14 protein-coding genes are annotated in these 20,316 nt (G+C 72.5%); 6 read left to right on the plus strand and 8 right to left on the minus strand.

The annotated features are described in order from the left end of the window. The first annotated feature begins 1 nt into the window (after position 1). The 6 genes from BUB75_RS32750 (at position 2) to BUB75_RS32775 (ending at position 11,074) form a co-directional block, all read left to right on the plus strand. Positions 2-3,868: a penicillin-binding transpeptidase domain-containing protein gene (locus tag BUB75_RS32750; RefSeq protein ID WP_143175553.1), complete on the plus strand. Its 3,867-nt coding sequence runs from the start codon at positions 2-4 to the stop codon at positions 3,866-3,868. 61 nt (positions 3,869-3,929) lie between these two features. Then, positions 3,930-4,826: a hypothetical protein gene (locus BUB75_RS32755; RefSeq protein ID WP_073262591.1), complete on the plus strand. Its 897-nt coding sequence runs from the start codon at positions 3,930-3,932 to the stop codon at positions 4,824-4,826. Then, positions 4,823-6,241: a serine/threonine-protein kinase gene (locus BUB75_RS32760; RefSeq protein WP_143175554.1), complete on the plus strand. Its 1,419-nt coding sequence runs from the start codon at positions 4,823-4,825 to the stop codon at positions 6,239-6,241. The genes BUB75_RS32755 and BUB75_RS32760 overlap by 4 nt, the downstream gene beginning before the upstream one ends. After that, a complete protein-coding gene (locus BUB75_RS32765; RefSeq protein WP_073262595.1) occupies positions 6,241-6,558 on the plus strand; it encodes a hypothetical protein in 318 nt (105 codons plus the stop codon). Before BUB75_RS32760 ends, BUB75_RS32765 begins: the two co-directional genes overlap by 1 nt. Further along, complete coding sequence (locus BUB75_RS32770) at positions 6,555-8,480, plus strand: hypothetical protein (RefSeq protein ID WP_073262597.1); 1,926 nt, start codon at positions 6,555-6,557, stop codon at positions 8,478-8,480. Before BUB75_RS32765 ends, BUB75_RS32770 begins: the two co-directional genes overlap by 4 nt. Then, a complete protein-coding gene (locus BUB75_RS32775; protein WP_073262599.1) occupies positions 8,480-11,074 on the plus strand; it encodes a hypothetical protein in 2,595 nt (864 codons plus the stop codon). The genes BUB75_RS32770 and BUB75_RS32775 overlap by 1 nt, the downstream gene beginning before the upstream one ends. A 67-nt stretch (positions 11,075-11,141) precedes the next feature. Here BUB75_RS32775 and BUB75_RS32780 read toward each other — a convergent pair whose 3' ends face one another. The 8 genes from BUB75_RS32780 to BUB75_RS32815 all read right to left on the minus strand — a co-directional run bounded on the left by BUB75_RS32780 (position 11,142) and on the right by BUB75_RS32815 (position 20,172). Then, positions 11,142-13,331: an MMPL family transporter gene (locus tag BUB75_RS32780; RefSeq protein WP_073262601.1), complete on the minus strand. Its 2,190-nt coding sequence runs from the start codon at positions 13,329-13,331 to the stop codon at positions 11,142-11,144. A gap of 121 nt (positions 13,332-13,452) precedes the next feature. Then, positions 13,453-13,701 carry a hypothetical protein gene (locus tag BUB75_RS32785; protein WP_073262603.1) on the minus strand — a complete coding sequence of 83 codons (249 nt, stop codon included), beginning with the start codon at positions 13,699-13,701 and terminating at the stop codon, positions 13,453-13,455. Between the two features lie 2 nt (positions 13,702-13,703). Beyond that, positions 13,704-14,039 carry an ArsR/SmtB family transcription factor gene (locus BUB75_RS32790; RefSeq protein WP_073262605.1) on the minus strand — a complete coding sequence of 112 codons (336 nt, stop codon included), beginning with the start codon at positions 14,037-14,039 and terminating at the stop codon, positions 13,704-13,706. 57 nt (positions 14,040-14,096) lie between these two features. Further along, a complete protein-coding gene (locus BUB75_RS32795; protein WP_073262607.1) occupies positions 14,097-15,767 on the minus strand; it encodes a glycoside hydrolase family 13 protein in 1,671 nt (556 codons plus the stop codon). Between the two features lie 42 nt (positions 15,768-15,809). Further along, positions 15,810-17,072 (minus strand): ABC transporter ATP-binding protein, encoded by a 1,263-nt coding sequence (locus tag BUB75_RS32800; protein ID WP_073262609.1) that lies wholly within the window; start codon positions 17,070-17,072, stop codon positions 15,810-15,812. Positions 17,073-17,078: 6 nt separating this feature from the next. Beyond that, positions 17,079-17,909, minus strand: a complete 831-nt coding sequence (locus tag BUB75_RS32805) for a carbohydrate ABC transporter permease (RefSeq protein ID WP_073262611.1) — start codon at positions 17,907-17,909, stop codon at positions 17,079-17,081. After that, a complete protein-coding gene (locus BUB75_RS32810; protein ID WP_073262613.1) occupies positions 17,909-18,859 on the minus strand; it encodes a carbohydrate ABC transporter permease in 951 nt (316 codons plus the stop codon). Before BUB75_RS32810 ends, BUB75_RS32805 begins: the two co-directional genes overlap by 1 nt. A gap of 8 nt (positions 18,860-18,867) precedes the next feature. Further along, the gene (locus BUB75_RS32815) at positions 18,868-20,172 is read right to left on the minus strand and encodes an extracellular solute-binding protein (RefSeq protein ID WP_084741986.1); all 1,305 of its coding nucleotides are present in this window, start codon (positions 20,170-20,172) and stop codon (positions 18,868-18,870) included. Positions 20,173-20,316 lie beyond the last annotated feature (144 nt).

Raw genomic sequence — 20,316 nt, forward strand, 5'->3', positions numbered from 1 at the left:
GGTGAGTGGATTCTTCTCCGTGAGCGCGATCAGCAACCTGCTCGTGCTCGCCGGAATGGTCGCCACCGTCGTCCTCGCCGCCGACCTGCTCCGGCGCCGGGATCGCGCCTGGGCCGCGGTGCCGGTGACCGGCGGCCGGCGCCGGTGGGTGCTCGTGCTGCCGCTGGCGCTGGCCTGGGTCGGCGTCTGGCTGAGCGGCGGCGTCAACGTCGTCTGGGTGTACGCGGTCGGGGCGGGCCTGCTGGCCGCGCTGCTGCTGGGCGTGCGGGTCCTGCAAGCCGCGCACGCCGCCCGCCACGACACGGACGTGTCGGCGCCGGGCCTGGCGATCCTGCTGCTCGTCGTGTCGCTGTTCCACCTCGGGTGCCAGCTGACCGTGCGGCTGAGCCTGATCGCCGACCCCGAGAGCGGGGCCGCGGACGGTGTGCGGAGCACGGTCGTCGAGCCCGCGCTGAAGTCGCTCGGGCTGCCGATCGCCGGGCTGCTGGTGCTGCTCGCGGCCGGCCTGATCGTCGCCCGCCGCGCAGGCCGGCCGCGGCCCGCTGACCGCCCGCGCCCGCCCGACCGGCGCAACGCAGGGGCCGGGGCTGACGCCGGCGCCGGGGCCAGGGCCGATGCCGGGGTCGGCCGCGGCCGGGAGGGCGGTCGCGGCTCGGTCGGGCAGGACCTCCGGGCCGGCTGGGACCGGTGGCGGCGGGCCTGGAAGCAGCGGACCCGACGCAACCCGGTCTGGTCCTGGCTCTGGGTCGGTGCGCTGGTGACCGCGCCGTTCCTCGCGCCGGTGATCGCGCATCCCGGCGGCGGTGCGCTGACGATCGGCGGGGTCGCGACACCGGAGTTCGGCAAGGCCGTCTTCCTCGTCGTGCTCGCGGTCGTCGTCAGCAAGTACAGCGTCGAGGCCGTGGTGTTCCGGCGGATCGGGCTGCGCAACGCGGTCCGGCAGCTGCGGACCGGGCTGCGCACCGAACCGTGGCGCAGCGCGCGCACGTTCGAACGGCAGACGCGGTTCCTGCTCTACCCGATGGCGCTGGTCGGCGCCGTCGCGTTCTGCAGCGCGGTGCGCAGCGACTTCGGGTCGCTGATCCCGGTGCTGGCCGCGACGCTCGGCGTGCTCTGGGCGGCGCTGAGCATCGAGGCACGTGCGACCCCGTTCGACGCACTGACCGGCGAGGCGCCCGGGTTACGGACCCGGCTGCGCGCCTGGACCGGGACCGGCGCGCTGCGCTACCTGCGGCCGTACGGCCTGATCGCGGCGGCGCTGTGCGCGCTCGCCGCGATCGTCGCCCCGTTCACCGACTACGTGAGCGAACGCTTCCTGATCTGGCGGGACCCCTGGGCGTACCGCTGGAACGCCTCGTGTTACCCGCTCCCGGACGGGGCGACGCCACCGGCCGCGGCCCCGCCCGGCACCGAGGTGTGTCAGCGGCTGGGCGTCGCGGACCTGGAGAGCGAACGGTCGCAGGTCGCGCACGCGCTGGCGGCGGTGAACGACGGCGGGCTGTGGGGCCGCGGCCTGAGCGACGTCCTGGTGCCGCGGTTACCGGCCGCGTCCACGGACTTCGTGCTGGCCGCGGCGTGGAACAAGCTCGGTGGGCTGACCGTGCTGGCGTGCGCGGCCGCGATCGTGCTGCTCGGGCTGGCGTTGATCCAGTTCCCGGCCGGCCTGGCGCCGCGGACCGAACCGCAGCCGGGTTCGCCGGACGCGGGGCGGTTCCGCGGATCCCGGCAGCAGCTGACCGTGGCGGCGCTGCTCGGTACCGGGCTGGCGGCGCTGATCACCGGCCAGTTCGTGTTCGTGTTCGCGGCGACGCTCGGCGCGGTTCCGCACTCCGGCATCACCGCGCCGTTCCTGTCCCGCGGGCCGCAGGCCTCGCTGGCGCTGTTCCTCGCGATCGGCGCGGTCGCGGTCGCCGGGTACGCCGGGACGTTCCGGGCCGCGCGGGCCGCCGGGGCACCGACCCGCCGCGCCGGGCAGCGTCCGGTCGCGCAGGCCGGCCTGCTGGCCCGGCTGCCCACCCCGCCCGCGCGGGTCCTGATCGGAGCGAGTTTCCCGCTCTGCCTGGTGATCGGCGTGCTGGTGACCGTGGTCCCGTACCGGGCACCGTGGCCGGATTTCACGTCGCTCTGGGTCGGTTACGACGAGAACCGCCGGGCCTGCGTCTCGGAGCCCGACCCCTCGTACGGGCCGGACGGCCCGACGACCCGTCCGATCGACCCGGCAAAGTGCTCGACCGACCTGGTGGCGGCCAACCGGGCACGGGTCCGGCTGACGATCGGCGACACGGTGCTGGCGAGCACCCGCCGGTCCGGCGTCTGGCGCTGCACGTCGGGCGAGCTGACGCCGGACGACCTGGGCGGCCTGGTCCGGGTCGGCAACGGACCGTCCGGGCTGCTCGACGAGGCCTACTCCGACGTGGTCGGCAGCGGCGCCACCTCGGGGTCCAGCCTGCGCCGCCGCCTGCTGCCCGGTGGCGACCTCCCGGAGGGCGGTCTGACGCTCGGCCTCGATCCGGCGCTGCAGAAGGTCGTCAACGCCGCGATGCGGAAGCCCGGCCCGGACGGCGCCGACCCGCTCGCCGGTGGCCTGGTCGTGATGGACGCCGCGACCGGCCGGGTTCTGGCCGGGAGCAGCGTTCCCGCGCCGCCGAGCCTCGGCCCGTGCACCGGCTCCTCCGTCGGCTCCGGCGCGGACTCCCCGCCGCTCGACGAGCGGGACGACGTCGAAGCCTGGCGGAAGGCGCACCCGGCGGGCGTCGTCGACGACAACGGCGCCATCGAGGCCCGCGAGGGCCTCGACTGCGGCATCGGCCAGCGCGACCCCGACGAGCGACGCAAGTGTGGCTCGTACGACCTGCAGGAACCGACCGCGGGTGAGACCGCGCGCAAGGCCGCCGAGAAGCGGGTCGAGCGGGCCTACGTCGCGGGCAGGCCCGGCGTCACCGACCTGCCGAAGGTCGACGTGAACCGGGTCGTCGGGCGCCGGTTCGGGCTCGGGTCCACGTTCAAGGTCGTGGTCGCCGCCGCCTACCTGCACCGGCCGGGCACCAGCGCCACGGACCTGATCGCGGCGCCGACGACCACGACGTGGGACGGCGACAAGCCGATCCGCAACTTCGGCGACGGCCCGTGCCCGGAGACCAAGAACGGCTCGATCACGCTCGCCGACGCGCTGGCGCACTCGTGCAACACCGCGTTCGTGGAGCTCGCGCGGAAGGTCGGCTGGGACGCGGTCAGCCGGATGGCGACCGCGCTGGGCCTCACCGCCGCCCCGCTCACGACCGACGACGACGGCCGGTTCGCGTACGCCGCGGAGAAGCCGCAGCGGTTCGCCGACCGGGCGTTCGGCAGCGACACCCGGATCCCGACGAACCCGGAGGACGGGTCCGGGCGCGGCCTCAACGCGATCGGCGAGGGCCAGGTGGAGGGCACACCGCTCGCGCTGGCCGCGGTGATGGCCACGCTCGCGAACGACGGGGTGCCGGTCCGGCCGATGCTGGTCACCGCGGTCACCGACCCGGCGACCGGTGCGACGACGCGGGTGACGCCGGTGCGGTCGGCGCCGGCGCTCACCCCCGCCCAGGCCGCCGAGCTGCGCTCCGCGCTGAGCGGGACCGCCGAGTACGGCACGGCGAAGGACCTGTCGGCGGACGGTGCGCTCTGGGTGAAGACCGGCACGCACGAGATCCGGACCGACGACGAGTGCACGCCAACCGTGTACGCGTGCCGGACGTCCTGGCTGGTGGGCGTCGTGGAGAGCCCGCGCGGCCCGGTGTCGTTCGCGGTCGCGCTCGACGCGCCGGACGACACGGTCGGCAGCGCGCGGGCCAGGTGGCTGGTCCAGCAGGTCATCCGGGCGGTCGAAGGATGAAGGGCCGCCGAGGGACAAGGGGCGTCGAGGGACAAGGGGCCGTCGAGTGAGGAGGGTTCCGGTGGACGACCGAGAGCGTCGAGAGAACGCGGCCGAGGTGTACGAGGCCGTTCTCGCGGACGTGAGCCGCTTCTGTTCGGAGCACGGGACCGAGCTGGTCGAAGCCGGTGGGCCGATCCACGTCGTCGTCGAGACCGAGCACGAGCTGGCCGCGGACAGCGGGTTCCGGGCGAACATCGCCGACGCGCTCGCGCAGATCGTCCGGATCAACCTGGGCACCGCGCACGTCGCGGCGGACGTCGTCGGCCGGGACGGGCTGAGCGGGAAGGGGTACCGGCTGCGCCTGCCGGGCCCCGCCGCGCCACCGCGGCGGAGCCGGTTCACCCAGCCGACCACGACGCCGGTCGGGCCGCCCGGATTCCCCGATCCCGACAACACGAGCCCCCCACCAGCGCGAATCGCACCACCGCTGGTGACGTCCGACGCACCGGACGACTCGCTGGTGTCGCTGCCGCCGATCCCCCACGTCGGCCCCGACCCGGCGACCCGCGCGCTCTCCGGCCACCGGACGATCCGCTTCAGCTACGGCGCGGCCCCCTCGTCACCGGCCCTCTCGTCGCAGACACCGAGCTGGTTGTTCACGCTGCGTCCGGCACCGGTCTGGGTGCCGCTGGGACGCGGGCTGGGCGACGCCGGAGAGGGCACGCCGGTGATGGAGCTCAGCCTGCTCCGCTCGATCCCCGGTGGGCGCCTGCTCTTCCTCTGCTACTGGCAGGGCCGGACGCACCTGCTGCGCTCCGGTGCCCGGCCCGACTACCTGATCGCGCTCGACACGCTCGACCTGACCACCGACGACGTCGTGCCGCTACCCCGGTCCGGCGTCCTGCGATGGCGCCACCGCACGAAACCCGGCGTGTCCGTCCTGCAGTACACGATCTCGGCAGAGGAGGCCCGATGAGTGCGGCGCCCGATTTTGACAGCGCCCCCTGGTACCGGGTGTACCTGCCGGTCGGCGGCTGGGCGCTGCCGGTCGACGTCGCCCCGCCGGACAACCGGCAGAGCGTCGTCCGGAAGTACCCGGTGCCCGCGGGCGAGGATCACGGCGCGCAGCTGATCAGCGCGCACGTGCTCTACACCCGGGGCCTGACCGCGGAGGCGCTCCCCCCGCAGGTCGGGAGGGGCGGCCTGCGCGGCGAGCGGGCCCAGTTGCCGTTCAAGAACTGGTTCGTGAAGGCCTACTGGTGCGCGACGCCGGTCGAGGCCCGCTGGCTGATGCGGCACTTCAAGCAGCAGAGCAGCGACATTCTGGACGCGAACACCCGGCTGAACGGCACCGCGCTCCGGCCACCGTGGGCGGTCGCGCCGGTCTGGGTGGTTCCGGCGATGACACACCAGAGCGTCCAGCAGGTCGCCACGACACACCTGGGCGCCGACGCGGAGGGCATCTTCGAGACCTCCGACGCCCGGCTCTGGAGCTGGTTCGGGCTGGACGACAATCCGCAGCCGGAGAACTGCTTCCTGGTGCTGACCCGGTACCTGCCGCAGCCGATGCCGTTCATCGAGGCCGGTGCCGTCCCCCGCACCGATCAGCTGCAGGAGCTGGAGGCGGTCGCCCGCGGCATCGACGCCTGCCACCAGGCCGGGATCGCGCACTGCGACATCAAGCCGGCGAACGTCCGGTCGTACTCGGTGGGCGCGGTCGAGAGCTTCGTGCTGATCGACGCCGACGCGGTGCTGCGGCTCGAGGCCCGGACCGACGACATCCGGCTGACGCTGCCCTACACCCACCCCGGGCTGACGGCGGCGATCCGGGCCCGCCGCCCGATCACCGCCGAGGTGCTCAAGGCGCACGACCGGTACGGGTTCGCACTGGTCGCGCTCGGCGCCGTGGCCGGCACCGCGACGGCCGACGCGGTGATCGCCCGCGCACAGCGCGACGGCAGCCCGATCACCGGCGACGAGGTCCGGGTGATGCTCCGCAGCGCGTGGGGAACGGACTGGGACGGTGTGATCGACCCGCTGGTGGAGCCGTTCGACCAGCCCTACGACGCGTACGGCAACTGGTCGGCGGAGCAGTGGATCACCGACGTCCTCAACGGTCAGGACGGACCCACGTCGCTGGACGCGCCCCCCGGCCCGGTCGACGCCGAGCTGGTGCGGGCCCACCGCGCCGAGATCGACGAGGTGCGTCGCACGCTTCCCGCCGCGTTGATCCCGCCGGACGCCCCGGACGCCGTGCTCAACGCGACCGTGCTGGTCGCCAGCCGGGTCGCGGCGCGCCAGTACCACGCGGCGCGGTGGCCGTGGCTGGTCGGCCTTCCCGTGTTCGCGCTCCTCCTCGTCGTCACGATCATCCGGGAGCTGGTGAGCTGATGTCCTCCCTCCAGCACGTGCTGCACGTCCTCACCGGACGCCGTGCGCTGGACGCCGCGGTCTGGCGCGCCTGCGAACCGGAGCGCAAACGGCTCTCGGCGCTCACGTTTCAACTGGGCGACTGGAGCGGGCCGCTGTCCAAGCGGGCGTCGTCGCACGGCGTCGTGGACACCGCGATCGCGGCCTACCTGGCCGGGGCCGCCCGCGCGGGCCGCAGGGCAGGCATCGCGTCCGGCCTCCGGACCGGCGGGCTGCTCGCGCTCGCGATCCTCCTCGCGGGCACCTGCGCCTGCCTCGTGATCGGACTGCTGCGATGACCACCGAGCCCGCGTTCGAGCCGTTCGACGAGGAGTGGGCGCGCGACACCGAGGCGCCGCGCGAACCCGGGCCGGAGGTCCTCTCCGAGGTCCGCGCCCGGTACGGCTACCGGTGCCCGGCGTGCGCGGCGATCCTCGGCGACGTGCCCGAGGTCGGCGCCGACGGCCGGTACGTCCGGCGTCCCGCGCTGTGCCTGGAGGTCGGGAGCCCGGTGGACCGCAGGCACACCTGGCGGCTGTCGGTGGTCGGCAACCACACCGCGACCCGCAAGTCCTACCAGCCGGCGTTCCACCCGAACAGCATCGAGCACACGTACATCCTGTGCGGAAACGGGCACATCTTCCCGTACTCGGCCGCGCTCGGGGAGAACGAGAAGCACTTCGGCGTCCACTACTGGAACACGGTCGCGGCGATGGGGCCGGTGGCGTCCGGGAAGACCTACCTGCTGACCCGGATGCTCGACCAGAGCCTCACGCACGTCGGCGACTTCCCCGGCGGACGCCGGGACGACCGGGTGACGGTCCGGACGTACGCGGGCGCTCCGCTGGAGGACTACACGCTCAACCAGCGCCGCGCGCAGTACGACGCGACGCTCACCACCGGCCAGCCGATGGGCGCCACCGTCGCGCAGTCGCTCGCGCCGTACCAGATCCTCAACAGCCTGGTCTCCCCGGTCATGTACGACGCGGTGATCGAGCTGCTGCGGGAGACGGTCACCGAGACGATGGTGGACGAGACGAGCTGGGGCACGATGCCGCCGCAGCCGATCATGTTGCGCACCAGGGTCGGCGACGGTGCCGCGGGACGCCACGGTTGGACCTGCGTCGTCGACCTCGCCGGGGAGTTCTTCGAGGACCGCGACGAGCGCAGCGCGGTCGGTACGGTCCGGGAGCGCGCGGTGCTGCGCGGCTACAACGCGCTGGTCTGGGCGATCGACCCGCTGCTCGAGGCGCAGGTGTTCGACCGGTTCGCGCGGTCGGCGCTGGAGGCCCAGGAGCCCGGGTCCTACGACCGCCTGCTCCGCGGCAGCCTGCGGCCGGGCGCCACCAGCGACGACCCGGACGCGGAGAACTTCACCCGGACGGTCCGGGCGCAGCGTCGGCGGGTCCAGCGCACGATCGCCCAGCGGATCACCAAGCTGGAGGGTGAGTTCCTCACCGACGACCACAGCCGGGTCCGGCTGCTGGTGGCGGTCAGCAAGGTCGACATCATCCGGCTGGCGCTCGAGAAGACGATGGACCGCGCACCGGCGCGGCTGGACGACATCGGCAAGCGCGGCGCGTTCAAGGCCGGAATCGTGCACTACCTCGACCACGTGGCACGCAACGTCGGCGAGGTCTACCACCCCGACCCGGACTGCGCCGAGCTGCTGCGGCGCCTGGACGTGCGGCTGGTCGCCGACGAATACGTGCTGCGGGAGCGGCTCTCCGACCTCGCCGACTCGCTGCTCGACCACTACTCCGACGCCGAGCGCTTCTGGCATCTGGTCGAGGAGGGCTCGGCCACCGACGTGCGGCTGGGCGCCGACCCGGACGACCCGTACTACGACGGGCCGGTGCTGCACGTCCCGTCGGTCGGGGAACACCTGCGACGGGCGTTGCAGCCGGGCCCCGCCGACCAGGCCGGGCGGGCCGGTGCCGACGACCCGCTGCTCACCCGCGACCTGGTGATGTCCGCGATGGGCTGCGGCCTGGTCTTCGCGCTCGGGTACGGCGAGGCGATGGTCGGGCTGATGAGCATGCCGTGGGCGGACGTCCGGGTCTTCCTGTGCTCACCGCTGGCGGCCACACCGCAGGAGAGCCCCGGCCGGGACCGGCCCACGATGGACCCGTTCGACGACACCGTCGACTTCGCCGACACCGTCGATCGTTCCGCGTCGCTGACCCAGCTGCTGCTGCGCGTGCTCCGAGGAGTGCTGTGATGGCCGAGACCGTGCGCTTCACCACCGTCGGATGGACCGACACCGGCCAGGGCTGGCGACGGGAGCGGCACTCCAGCGAGAGCGTGTCCGACCAGTACTGGGGGCTGGCGAACGACCACCTCAACCAGTTCGTCCCGCAGCCGCCGGAGAGCCTCCAGGACCTGGCGGGCATCCCGATCTGGAGCCTGTCGTCGGTGTCCGTCCGGTCCGCGGACGACCACTGGTGCTTCACCGTGCAGAGCCGCGGCACCGGGCACCGGGCAGGCACCGTCCAGTTCGGCTTCGTGGACGGCAGGCACCCGGCCTCGGTGGTCTGGCGTGCCGCCGCGACGCTGGTCGGTGACCCGGAGGCCGGCAACCCCGACCGCCTGCCGTGGGGCGCCACGTCGGTGACCGTGCCCAAGGCCGCTCCGGCGGTACCCGGCGACCCGGCGGCGTTCGAGAAGGCCACGGCGGATCTGCTCATCGCGCTGCTGGGCCCGCTCGGGCTGACGATCGTCCCGGCCGGCCCCGAGCTGATGGCGGCCGTGCTCCCGGCTGCGCTCGCGGTCGTGCCGCCGGGCGTCGCCCGCCGGCTGCGCTGGCACACTTGCCTGCTGCAGCCGGCGAAGTCGGCGAAAGCCACCCAGACCACCGTGGTCGGTGAGTGGTCGCCGCAGATGCGCCGGATGGCCGGACCCGCGGCGTCCGAGGTCACCGGGTGGCTCGAGGCCATGAACCGGCCCCGGCCGTCTCCTGGTGCGGACGCGGCCGACCTCGTCGGCCGGGTCGCCCGCGGCCTGGCGACCGGGAGCGTCGCGGATCCGGCCGAGACCGCGAAGACGGACTCGGTGCGCGCCGCGCTGGAGCGGACGTGCGACGCCTGGTACCGCCCCGAGCAGGACTTCTCGCAGCTGCTGAGCGAGGGGTCGTGGAGCACGTTGCTCGCGATGCCCGAGCGCGTACGGCAGTACGCCGCGACCACACCGCACGCCGCCGCCCAGGCGATCCGGACCGGACGGACGAGGCTGGACACCGGCGTCGCCGCGTTGCTGTTCCACGGTCTGGCCGGCCACGTGCAGACCGACCAGACGGTCGCCGACGCCCTGGGCCTGCCGTCGGCGAACGGCGCGCCGTCCGAGGGATACCAGGACTGGCTGGGCCGCGTGGTGCAGGAGAGCCTGACCGACGCCGAGAACGCCGCGCTGATCGAGGCCCTGATCGCGCCGGGCGGTCGCTGGCACGATCACGCGGCCCGGATCGCGGCCGCCCGGCTGTTCCGCGCGATGGGGTACACCCCGGAGACCTATCCGGAACTGTATCCGTTCGACGCGGCCGGGCTCGCCGCCCGGATCGAGCAGAGCGACACGGTGTCCGACGACGTCGGCCGCGTGCTCCTGGCCACCGGCGATCCGCTGGGCGCCGTCCGCGCGGTCGCCGACCACCTGGGCCGGCGCTCGGCCCGGCTGTGCGGCGGTCTCCTCGCCCACGCGCTGCACGCTCCCGCGCGGGCAGCGGGCTTCGATCAGGCCCTGTACGCGCTGGTGAAGGCCTGGGTGGACGAGCAGGCGAGGTCCGGCGGACCGACCCCGCCGGAGTGGTGGGCCCGGATGTCCGCGTTCGCCGACCGGGTCGCTCAGGAGCCCACGCGCGCCGCGTCCGACCGGGCGATCCTGGTGGACGCGGGCCTGGCGAGCCTGCTCGAGCACGGCTACGACGAGCGGGACGTGCTGGTCTCCGTCGCGAACAGCCAGACCTCCACGCTCGGCAGCCACCTGGCGAACCTGGGCGGCGCGGGGACGCTGACACCCGGCACCGCCGCGCTCGTCGCCCAGCTGCTCCCGCTCTGGCAGGACGAGCACCGTGACCTGGTCAGCGCGCAGAACGAACTGGCCGCCACCCGGCAGCAGCTCGCCCTCGCGCAGCAGGAGGCGCGGGCGGCCTCGCGGTCCGGCCGTTCCGATCCCGAGCACGAGGAACCCGGCGAGCGGGCGGACGCGGAACCCGAGCGCCGGAGCCGCCTGTCCAGCCTGTTGCCACCGTTCACACGCGACCCGGGTGACGGTCCCCGGCACCCGGCCGGGGCAGGCATGATCACGGTGGTCGCGGTCACGCTCGTCCTCGTCGTGGTCGCGGTCGGAACGCTCGTCGGTCTGGTGCTCTCCCGCGACGACGACCCCGAGACGCCGAACACGGGCAACGGCACGACGACCACCGCCACCGACGAGACGCCCGCGGTTCCGACCGCCAGCGGGGCGACCTACGACGGCGAGACCGTCACGCTGACCGTGAGCGGCCTGTACTCCCGGCCGGAACAGGTCGTCGTGCTGCTCGCGCAGTACGACCCGAACGATCAGGACGCCGTGGTCAGCGCGATCCCGGCCACGATCGCGCCCCGGAAGGACGATCCGGAGACCTACACCGCGTACGGCACGTTTCCGCCGCACCGGCTCGGGACGCTGCCGGTCAAGGTCTGGGTGCTCGACCCGGTCGCCCGGCCGGAGGACAGCGCGGTCGTGCTGGACGCCCTCCAGGTCGGCAGGGACCAGCGCGCGGCCCGGTTGATCGAGGCCGCGAGCCAGGTCGGCAAGCCCACGACGACCGTGAACGGATAGCGGGGACGCGGGAGAGACGGGCTCCCCCGTGGCGCCCGTCCCTGCCATGAACCCTCTCGGGTGACTCCTATCCATGCGCATTCGGGATGGAACCGACAGCGTCATGTCGGGTACCGGACGATTCGTCGACCACCATCCGGCGGTCAGGCGCGCCGGGTCCCAGCGCCTTCGGGCCGAGCAGCGCCAGCGCCGCGGGCAGCAGCACACCCCGCACGACGGTGGCGTCCAGCAGGATCGCGACCGCCGCTCCGACACCGAGCATCTTGTACTCGATCGCGCTGAGCGTCACGAAGATCGAGAACGCCGCGGTCATGATCACGGCCGCGCTGGTCACCACGCCCGCGCTGGAGGCGATCCCGTCGACGATCGGATCGGGCATCCCGGCGGCTCGGCGCTCGCGGATCCGGCTGAGGATGAACAGGTGGTAGTCCATGCTGAGCCCGAACAGCAGGACGAACAGGAACAGCGGCAACCAGCCGACGACCCCGCCGTAGGCGGTGAACCCCAGCGGTCCGCTCAGGTTCCCGTCTTGAAAAACCCAGGTCAGGACGCCGTACGCGGCGCCGACCGAGAGCAGGTTCAGCACGATCGACGCCGCGGCGACCCGCACCGACCGGAACACGACGAGCAGCAGGACGAACGCGAGCCCGAGGACGAACGCCAGCACGTACGGCGTCCGGCGGGACAGCTGGTCGGCGAAGTCGGCGGCGAACGCGGTCCGCCCGGACACCGCGAAGCGCAGGTCCCCCAGCGCGGCGGGCAGCGTCGTCGTGCGCAGTTCGTCCAGGGCCCTGGTCGACGTGGGGTCGGTGCCGGACCCGGGTAGCGGCACCCTGGCCAGAACGACGTCCCCGTAGCGCACCACCGTGACGCGGTCGATCCCGGCCAGCGCGTCCCGCACCCGGCCGACGTCGGCCGGGGTCTCGCTGTCCGACCACACCACGACCCGGGCGGGCGCGGCCGCACCGGGGAACGCCGCGTCCATCCGCGTCGCGGCGTCGATCGCCGGGACGCTCCGCGGCAGGCTGTCGGTGACCGCGGCGTCCTGGAGGCGCATCCCGGCCGCGGGGGCGGCCATCGTCAGCAGCACGAGCGTCGCGACGCCGCCCCAGAGCACCGGCCGCTTGGTGACCGCGGACGCCAGCCTGCCCCACGCCGCCGACCGCCGTCCGGCCGCGCGCCGCCGCCCCCAGTACGGCAGCCGTCCCCACTCGACGCGGTGCCCGAGCGCGGCGAGCAGCGCGGGCAGCACGGTCAGCGCCCCCAGCACCGCGATCCCGACGACGAGCGCGATGCCGACCGCCGCGCCGCGGAACACCCCGATTCCGGTCCACAGCAGACCGCTCAGGCAGACCACGACGACCAGGCCGGACACCAGGATCACCCGGCCGGACGTGCGCGCGGCGATCCGCACCGCGGTCGCCGTGTCCCGGCCGGCCGCGCGCTCCTCCCGCACCCGTCGCAGCGAGAACAACGCGTAGTCGACGCCGACCGCGACGCCGATCAGCAGCACCATCGTGTTCGCCGCGCTGTTGATCGGCAGCCAGTGGTCGACGACCTGGAGCAGCCCGAACGTCGCGACGACCGCGGTCGCGGTGAGCAGCACCGGAATGCACGCGGCGACGAGCGCGCCGAACACGACGAGCAGGATCGCGACGGTCAGCGGCAGCGAGATCCGTTCCGACCGGCGCACGTCGTCGCCGATCGCGGCGTCGACGGCCGCCGCGAGGCTCTGGTCACCGGCGGGCGCGAACCGGACGTCGGGGTAGCGGTCCGCGACCTGGTCGGCGACCGCGGCGACGTCGTCGGCGCGTGCGGAGGAGCCCTCGATGGGGCCGGCGACCTGGTAGGTGATCAGCGCCGTAGTGCGGTCGGGTGTCAGCCTGGCCGTACCGTCCGGAACGAGGGGTGACCAGACCTCGGCGACGGCGGCACCGCGGAGCGCGGTGACCAGGTCGGTCACCGCGGCCCGGGTGGCCGCCGGGTCGCCGCTCTGCACCAGGACACTCTCCTGGATCGCCTGGACGCCCTCCTGGGCGTCGAGCACCTGCTGCGCGCGGCCGGACTCCCCCGGGTCGACGCTGCGGGCACCCTCGCCGGGGATGAGCGTGCTCACGACCACCGCGAGCGCGACCAGGACCAGCCATCCGGCGATCGCCACGAACCGGTGCCGAGACGACCAGGCGGCGATCCGTTCGACGACCGGAGCGGGCGGCCCGGTGGGCACGTCGGAGGAAGATTTGCGCAGACCCAGCATGACCTGGTGTCCTTTCGCCGGAGGAGCGTTCGGAAGAGAGCTCGCCCGCGAGGGCGAGTGAATGCTTCGTCCACCCGGTCCGCCGAGTTGCCGCTCGACGGACCGGGGCCTTTCTCAGGGCCTATTCCACTTCGGTGAGGACGCGTTCCAGCCGTTCCATCCGGGTGCGCAGGTCGGCCAGCTGCCGGTTGGCCTCCTCCTGGCTACTGACCGCACGAGCGGTGAGGTCCCGGTACTCGGCTTCCCGGGCGAGCGCGGCCTTGGCCCGCCAGGTCGCGAACAGCTGCCAGATCGTCACCGTGACGACGATCGTGATGAACGTGAAGATGCCGACCGCCCCGACGACCTCCGCCATCTCGTGTCCGTCCATGGTCAGGGTCCCTTCGTCGCGGATAGGTCGGGGGTGAGCGTCGGTACGGCGGCCGTGATCGTGTCCGGCGTGAGCTGGTACGCGAACTCGGTCACCTCGTAGTAGTGCAGCGCCTTGCCCTCGTCGGAGAGCTCGAGCTGCGACGTGACCAGCCCCGCGGCCTGCAGTTTGCGCAGGTGGACCTGGAGCAGCGGCCGGCTGATGCCCAGTTCGCGGGCGAGCCGGCTGACGTAGGTCCGCTCCCGGCGCAACGCCGCGACCACCCGCAGGCGATGCGGGTTGGCCAGCGTCGACAGGACGGCGACCAGTTCGTCACCGGTCGGAGGTGAACGCGTCACGCGCCCACCTTAGCCAACCGCATCAGGCACATGCAAAGAAAAGTTTGCGCGTCCCGTTCAGAGGGCCAACCAGGCGGCGGCGTCCCCGGGCAGCTGGCCGTTGAGCGGCTCGTCCGGCGGTGGGCTGGCCAGCAGCACGGTCGCGCGCGGCGGCAGCGTCACCGGCGAGCGGCCGAAGTTCACCACGCAGGCGAACCCGGTGCCGCGCTCGAACGCGAGGACGTCCGGCCCGAACTCGTCGCGGAACCGGAACGGCTCGGTCCGCAGCGCGGGCGTCTCCCGGCGGGTCCGCAGCGCCGCCCGGTACAGCTCCAGCACCGACGACCGGTCGCCGGTCTGCGCCTCGACGGTGAGCGCTGCCCAGGACGGCGGTTGCGGCAACCACGCCGCCGGGCCCGGCCCGAACCCGAACGGCGGCGCGGTGCCGGACCAGGGCAGCGGCACCCGGCACCCGTCGCGTCCGCGTTCGGTGTGGCCGGACCGGCGCCAGGTCGGGTCCTGCAGCACGTCCTCGGGGAGGTCCTCGATCTCGGGCAGGCCCAGTTCCTCACCCTGGTACAGGTAGACGCTGCCCGGCAGCGCGAGCGTCAGCAGCAGTGCGGCCCGCGCCCGGCGGACGCCGAGCGCGAGGTCGGCCTCCCGGTCGAGCAGATCGTCGAGCTGCCGGGTCGGCGCGGTCTGCACGACCCTGGCGTAGCGTGAGACGTGCCGGGCGACGTCGTGGTTGGACAGCACCCAGGTCGGCGCGGCGCCCACCGCGAGGTGCTCCGACAGCGTCCGAATGATGGTTTTGCGCAGGTCGGCGGCCCGCCACGGTGCCATCAGGTAGAGGAAGTTGAACGCGGTGTGCAGCTCGTCCGGGCGCAGGTAGCGGGACAGCCGCTCCGGCTCGTCCACCCAGGCCTCGGCGACGAAGACCCGCGGCGGCCGGTAGGCGTCGGCGACCGCGCGCCACTCGCGGTAGACCTCGTGCACCTCCTCGCGGTCCCAGTGCGGGTGCGCCTCCAGTCCAGGGCCACGGTGGCCGTCGGTGCTGCCGGGCACCGGGAAGCGGCGGCCCGCCAGGTCGGGCAGACCGGGCTCCTTGATCAGCGAGTGCGCGACATCGATGCGGAACCCGTCGACGCCGCGGTCGAACCAGAACCGGAGCGTGTCGACGAACTCGGCCCGGACGCTCGGGTGGTCCCAGTTCAGGTCGGGCTGGGTCGGGTCGAACAGGTGGAGGTACCACTCCCCCGGCTGGCCGTCCGGCTCGGTCACCCGGGTCCACGCCGGACCGCCGAACACACTGGACCAGTCGTTGGGTGGCGCCGCCCCACCCGCTCCCCGGCCGGGCCGGAACAGGTAGCGGTCCCGGGCCGGCGCGCCGGGCCCACTCACCACCGCGTCGGCGAACCACGGGTGCGCGTCCGAGGTGTGGTTCGGGACGATGTCCAGCAGCACCCGCAGGCCGTACCCGTGCGCCTCGGCGATCAGACTCTCCGCCTCGGCGAGCGTCCCGAACCGCGGATCGACGTCCCGGTAGTCGCTGACGTCGTACCCGCCGTCGGTCATCGGCGACGGGTACCACGGGTTGATCCAGATCGCGTCGACGCCCAGGTCCGCGAGGTAGGGCAGGCGGCTCCGGATGCCGGCGACGTCACCGAGCCCGTCTCCGTTCCCGTCGGCGAAGCTGCGGATGTAGACCTGGTAGATCACCGCGGTCCGCCACCACTCGTCGTCAGCCATCCGGTGCCCTTCCCCCGTGGTCCGCGTCAGGCCCGTTCCGCGTCAGGCCCGGTCGGCCTCGTCCGCCGGGGTGGGTTCCTGCTCCGCCGCCCGGCTCCGGACCTCCTCTTCACCCGCGTGCGCCAGCTCCGCCGCGGCCTCCTCGTCCCGGGTGAGGTTGTCCCCGGTCCGCGGGTCGAACAGGTGCATCCGCCGGGTGTCCACCCAGAAGTCCACCTCGGAGTTCTCCCGCACCCGGCTCATCGAGTCGATCGACGCGACGGCCTGGGTGCGCAGCGCCTCGCTGTCCAGCTCCCGGGCCAGCTCGGAGAGCTGCTGGGCGATCTCGTCGGGCGCGTCGAACGGCAGGTAGGCGTACTGCGAGTCGCCGAGCCACTCGGTCACGTCCACCCGGGCGCGGAACGTGTGTCCGGCGTCCCGCTTGGTGGGGTCGACGAGCCGGGCGTCCTCGAAGTATTCCGGGCGGACACCGGCCAGCAGCAGCTCCTTCCCTTCGACCCGGGCAGCCAGGTCGTCGGAGAGGTCCAGTTCGAAGAACGGCAGGCGTAACCGCGCGCCCTCCACGACCGCAGGCAAGAAGTTCATCGGCGGCGACCCGATGAAGCCCGCGACGAACAGGTTCACCGGCTGCTCGTAGAGCTCCCGGGGCGAGGCGACCTGCTGCAGCACGCCCTTGCGCAACACCGCGACCCGGTCGCCGAGCGTCATCGCCTCGGTCTGGTCGTGGGTGACGTAAACGGTCGTGGTGCCCATCCGGCGCTGCATCCGAGAGATCTCGGTGCGCATCTGACCGCGCAGCTTGGCGTCCAGGTTGGAGAGTGGCTCGTCGAACAGGAACGCGTCGGCCTGGCGCACGATCGCCCGCCCCATCGCGACCCGCTGGCGCTGGCCGCCGGAGAGGTTCGCCGGCTTGCGTTGGAGGTGCTCGGTCAGCTCCAGCGTGGCGGCCGCTTCCTCCACCCGCTGCCGGACCTCCTCCTCCGGGATCCCACGCTTGAGCCGCAGCGGGAACGCGATGTTCTCGAACACCGACAGGTGTGGGTAGAGCGCGTAGTTCTGGAACACCATCGACAGGTTGCGGTCCCGCGGCGCTTTCTCATTCACCCGGTTCCCGCCGATGAGCATGTCCCCGCCGGTGATGTCCTCCAGCCCGACGATCATCCGCAGCAGCGTCGACTTCCCGCAGCCCGACGGCCCGACCAGGATCATGAACTCGCCGTCGGCGATGTCGATGCTGACGTCGTTCACGGCCTTGAAGCCGTCGCCGTACTCCTTGACGATGTTGCGCATCTCGATGGCAGCCATGGCGCCCTACCCCTTCACTGCACCGGCCGTCAGGCCGGCGACGATCCGACGCTGGAAGAACAGGACGAGGATGATCACCGGGATCGTGATGATCACCGAGGCCGCCGCGATCGGCGCGGTCGGCTCGGAGAACGTCGACTCGCCGCTGAAGAACGCGAGCGCCGCCGGGACCGGCCGGGACGCCTCGCTCGAGGTCAGCGTGATGCCGAAGATGAAGTCGTTCCAGACCGCGAAGAACGTCAGGATCGCCGCGGTGGCCACCCCGGGGGCCGCGAGCGGCACGATCACTTTCCGGAACGCCTGCCAGCTCGTCGCCCCGTCGACCTGGGCCGCCTGCTCCATCTCCCAGGGGATCTCCCGGAAGAACGCCGAGAGGACGTAGACCGAGAGCGGCAGCGAGAACGACAGGTACGGGATGATCAGCCCGATCCAGGTGTCGTAGAGGCCGATGTTCCGCCACATGTTGAACAGCGGGGTCGCGATCGCGATGATCGGGAACACCGTGATCGCGAGCGCGACCGCCAGCACCAGGCGCTTTCCGGGGAAGTCCAGCCGGGCCACCGCGTAGGCGGCCAGCGTCGCGAGCACCACCGAGATCGTGGTGGCGATCAGCGTGATCCCGATCGAGTTGCGCAACGCGGTCGTGAACAGGTCGGAGGAGAAGACGATCTCGTAGTTCTCCCAGGTGAGCGACGACGGGAGGAACGACTGGTTGGTGATGTCGTCGCCGCCCTTGAACGAGAGGGAGACGATCCAGGCAACCGGGACGATCGCGTAGAGGATCACCGCGATGCCGCCGACGATCCAGGCGACCTCGGCCCTGCGTCCGGGTTTCATCAGTTGCCTCCTCTCTGCTGGGACAGATCGGTCCGGAAGACCTTGACGAACAAGAACGCGATCAGGACGACGATCACCGCGAGGATCACGCTGACCGCCGAACCGAGACCGACCATCACCCGGCTGATCGTCTGCCGGTACGCGAGGAACGAGAGCGTCTCGGTGCCCTGGGCACCGGCGGTCATGATGAAGACGTTGTCGAAGATGCGGAACGCGTCGAGCGTCCGGAACAGCAGCGCCACCATGATCGCGGCCTTCATGTTCGGCAGGATCACCCGCTTGAGCCGCTGCCACGGGGTCGCGCCGTCGACGACCGCCGCCTCCAGGTAGTCGTTCGGGATCTGGGCCAGGCCGGCGAGCAGCAGCAGCGACATGAACGGGGTGGTCTTCCAGATCTCCGCGACACAGATCGCGAACAGGGCCGTCCAGGTGCCGCCGAACCAGTCGGTGTCGCCCAGCCCGAACCACGGGTTGACGAATCCGTAGGTGTTGCTGAACGCGTACTGCCAGGAGAAGGCGGAGACGACCGTGATGATGCCGTACGGGATCAGGATCGCGGTGCGCAGCAGCGTCCGCATGTACAGCGCCCGGTGCATCACCAGGGCCAGCGCGAAGCCGAGCACGAGCTCGACCGAGACCGTGACGATCGTGATCAGTGCGGTGACGCCGAACTGCCGCCAGAACAGACCGTCGGTGAAGATCGTCGCGTAGTTGGCGAACCAGACGAACTCGCGACCGTCGGGGTCGGTGAGCCGGTAGTCGAACAGTGAGAGCCAGAGCGCGTTGAGAATCGGATAACCGGTGACCGCAACCATCACGAACAGCGCGGGGCCGGCCAGCATCCAGCCCAGCTTCCGTTCGTGGCGAGCCCGGTCGGTCAGCGCCGGGCGGGACCGGCGACGCGGGATCGGAGTCGTCTCCGGAGGCGCGGCGGGGATCGTGGTGCTCATCGACGCTCCTAGATCAGCCGCTCGTTGGACAGGACGGCCTCGAGCAGGTCGCCGGTGTTCTTCGCCGACGACTCGGTCACCTCGCCCGGCGGGTGGAAGCCCGCCTGGACCGCGGCCGTGACGTCGCCGTAGTACGGGCTGACCGGTCGCGGTCCCGCGTCGGCCATGCCTTCCCGGATGGCATCGGCCATCGGGAACCGTTCCCGGACCTCCGGGTCGTCGAAGATCGAGGCGATGACGGCCGGGTCACCGGCCGTGAACATGTACGCCTTCTGGTTGGTCGGGGAGAGCACGCAGCGGATCACGTCGACGGCCAGGTCCTTGTGCCGGCTGAACGCGCTGATCGAGAGGCCGAGGCCGCCCGAGGGCGGTGCGCTCTCGCGGTCGGCGAGCACCCGGGGGTAGCGCGCCCACCCGACGTCGTCGAGGAAGCTCTCGGGGAGCGAGCCGTCCTCGACCGCGGTCTGGGCCGCGGCCCAGACGTACGGCCAGTTCACCATGAAGCCGCCGTCCTCGGCCTGGAACGCGGCCCGGGAGTTCTCCTCGCTGCCGGTGCTGAAGCCCGGATAGGCGGCGGACGAGTCGGCCAGCTTCCGCATGATCCGCGCGGCCTCACGGCCCGCGTCGCTGTCCAGCCCGGACTTCACCTGTTCGGCGGGTTTGCCCTCGGAGTCCGGCGTCAGGATCGACCCGCCTGCCGACAGGACCAGCGCGTTGACCCAGACCATCAGGCTCTCGTTGCGGCGACCCTGCGCGGCCAGCGTGACCCCGGCCTTCTCGGCGCCGTCGATGAGCTGGTCCCAGGTCACCGGACCGGCGGCGGGATCGATGCCGGCCTTCTTCAGCACCGACTTGCGGTACCAGAGCAGCTGGGTGTTCCCGTTGGCGGGCGCCGAGTACATCGTGTCCTCGAACATCCCCTGTTCGAGGGGGCCGGCCAGCACGTCGTAGGAGAAGTGCGCGCGCTCTTCGTCGGTGAACGGCCGGAGGAAGCCGGCGTTCGCGAACTCGGCCATGAACGGCGGGTCGATCGAGAGGATGTCCATGCCGCGGTCCTGCGCGGCCAGGCGCCGTAACAGCTGCTCGCGGGCGCCACTCGCGGTGTTCGGCAGAGCCTGGATGTCGATCGCGTAGCGTCCGGCGGATTCGGCGGCGCACTTCTCGACGATCGGTTCCTGGTTGGGGTTGGAACTGTAGAAGGTCAGCGTGGTCGGGCCGCCGGAGTCGTCGTCACCGCACCCGGTGAGAAAGGGGACCAGCAGACCCAGGGCCATCAGCGCCGCGAACCGGCGTACGAACGTTCTCCGTCGCACTGTTCCGCCTCTCTCGCCGTCATTGCCGAGATCGAGCCAGTGACCGTCGAAGTGACACAGGTCACTTTCGGAAGCGTTTCCGAGCAGACTGGTGCCACCCGCCGGGCGGCGTCAAGGGGTGCGTCGAAAGCGGCGTCGGAATCG

The organism is Cryptosporangium aurantiacum (assembly GCF_900143005.1).
GTDB classification, from domain to species: Bacteria; Actinomycetota; Actinomycetes; order Mycobacteriales; family Cryptosporangiaceae; genus Cryptosporangium; species Cryptosporangium aurantiacum.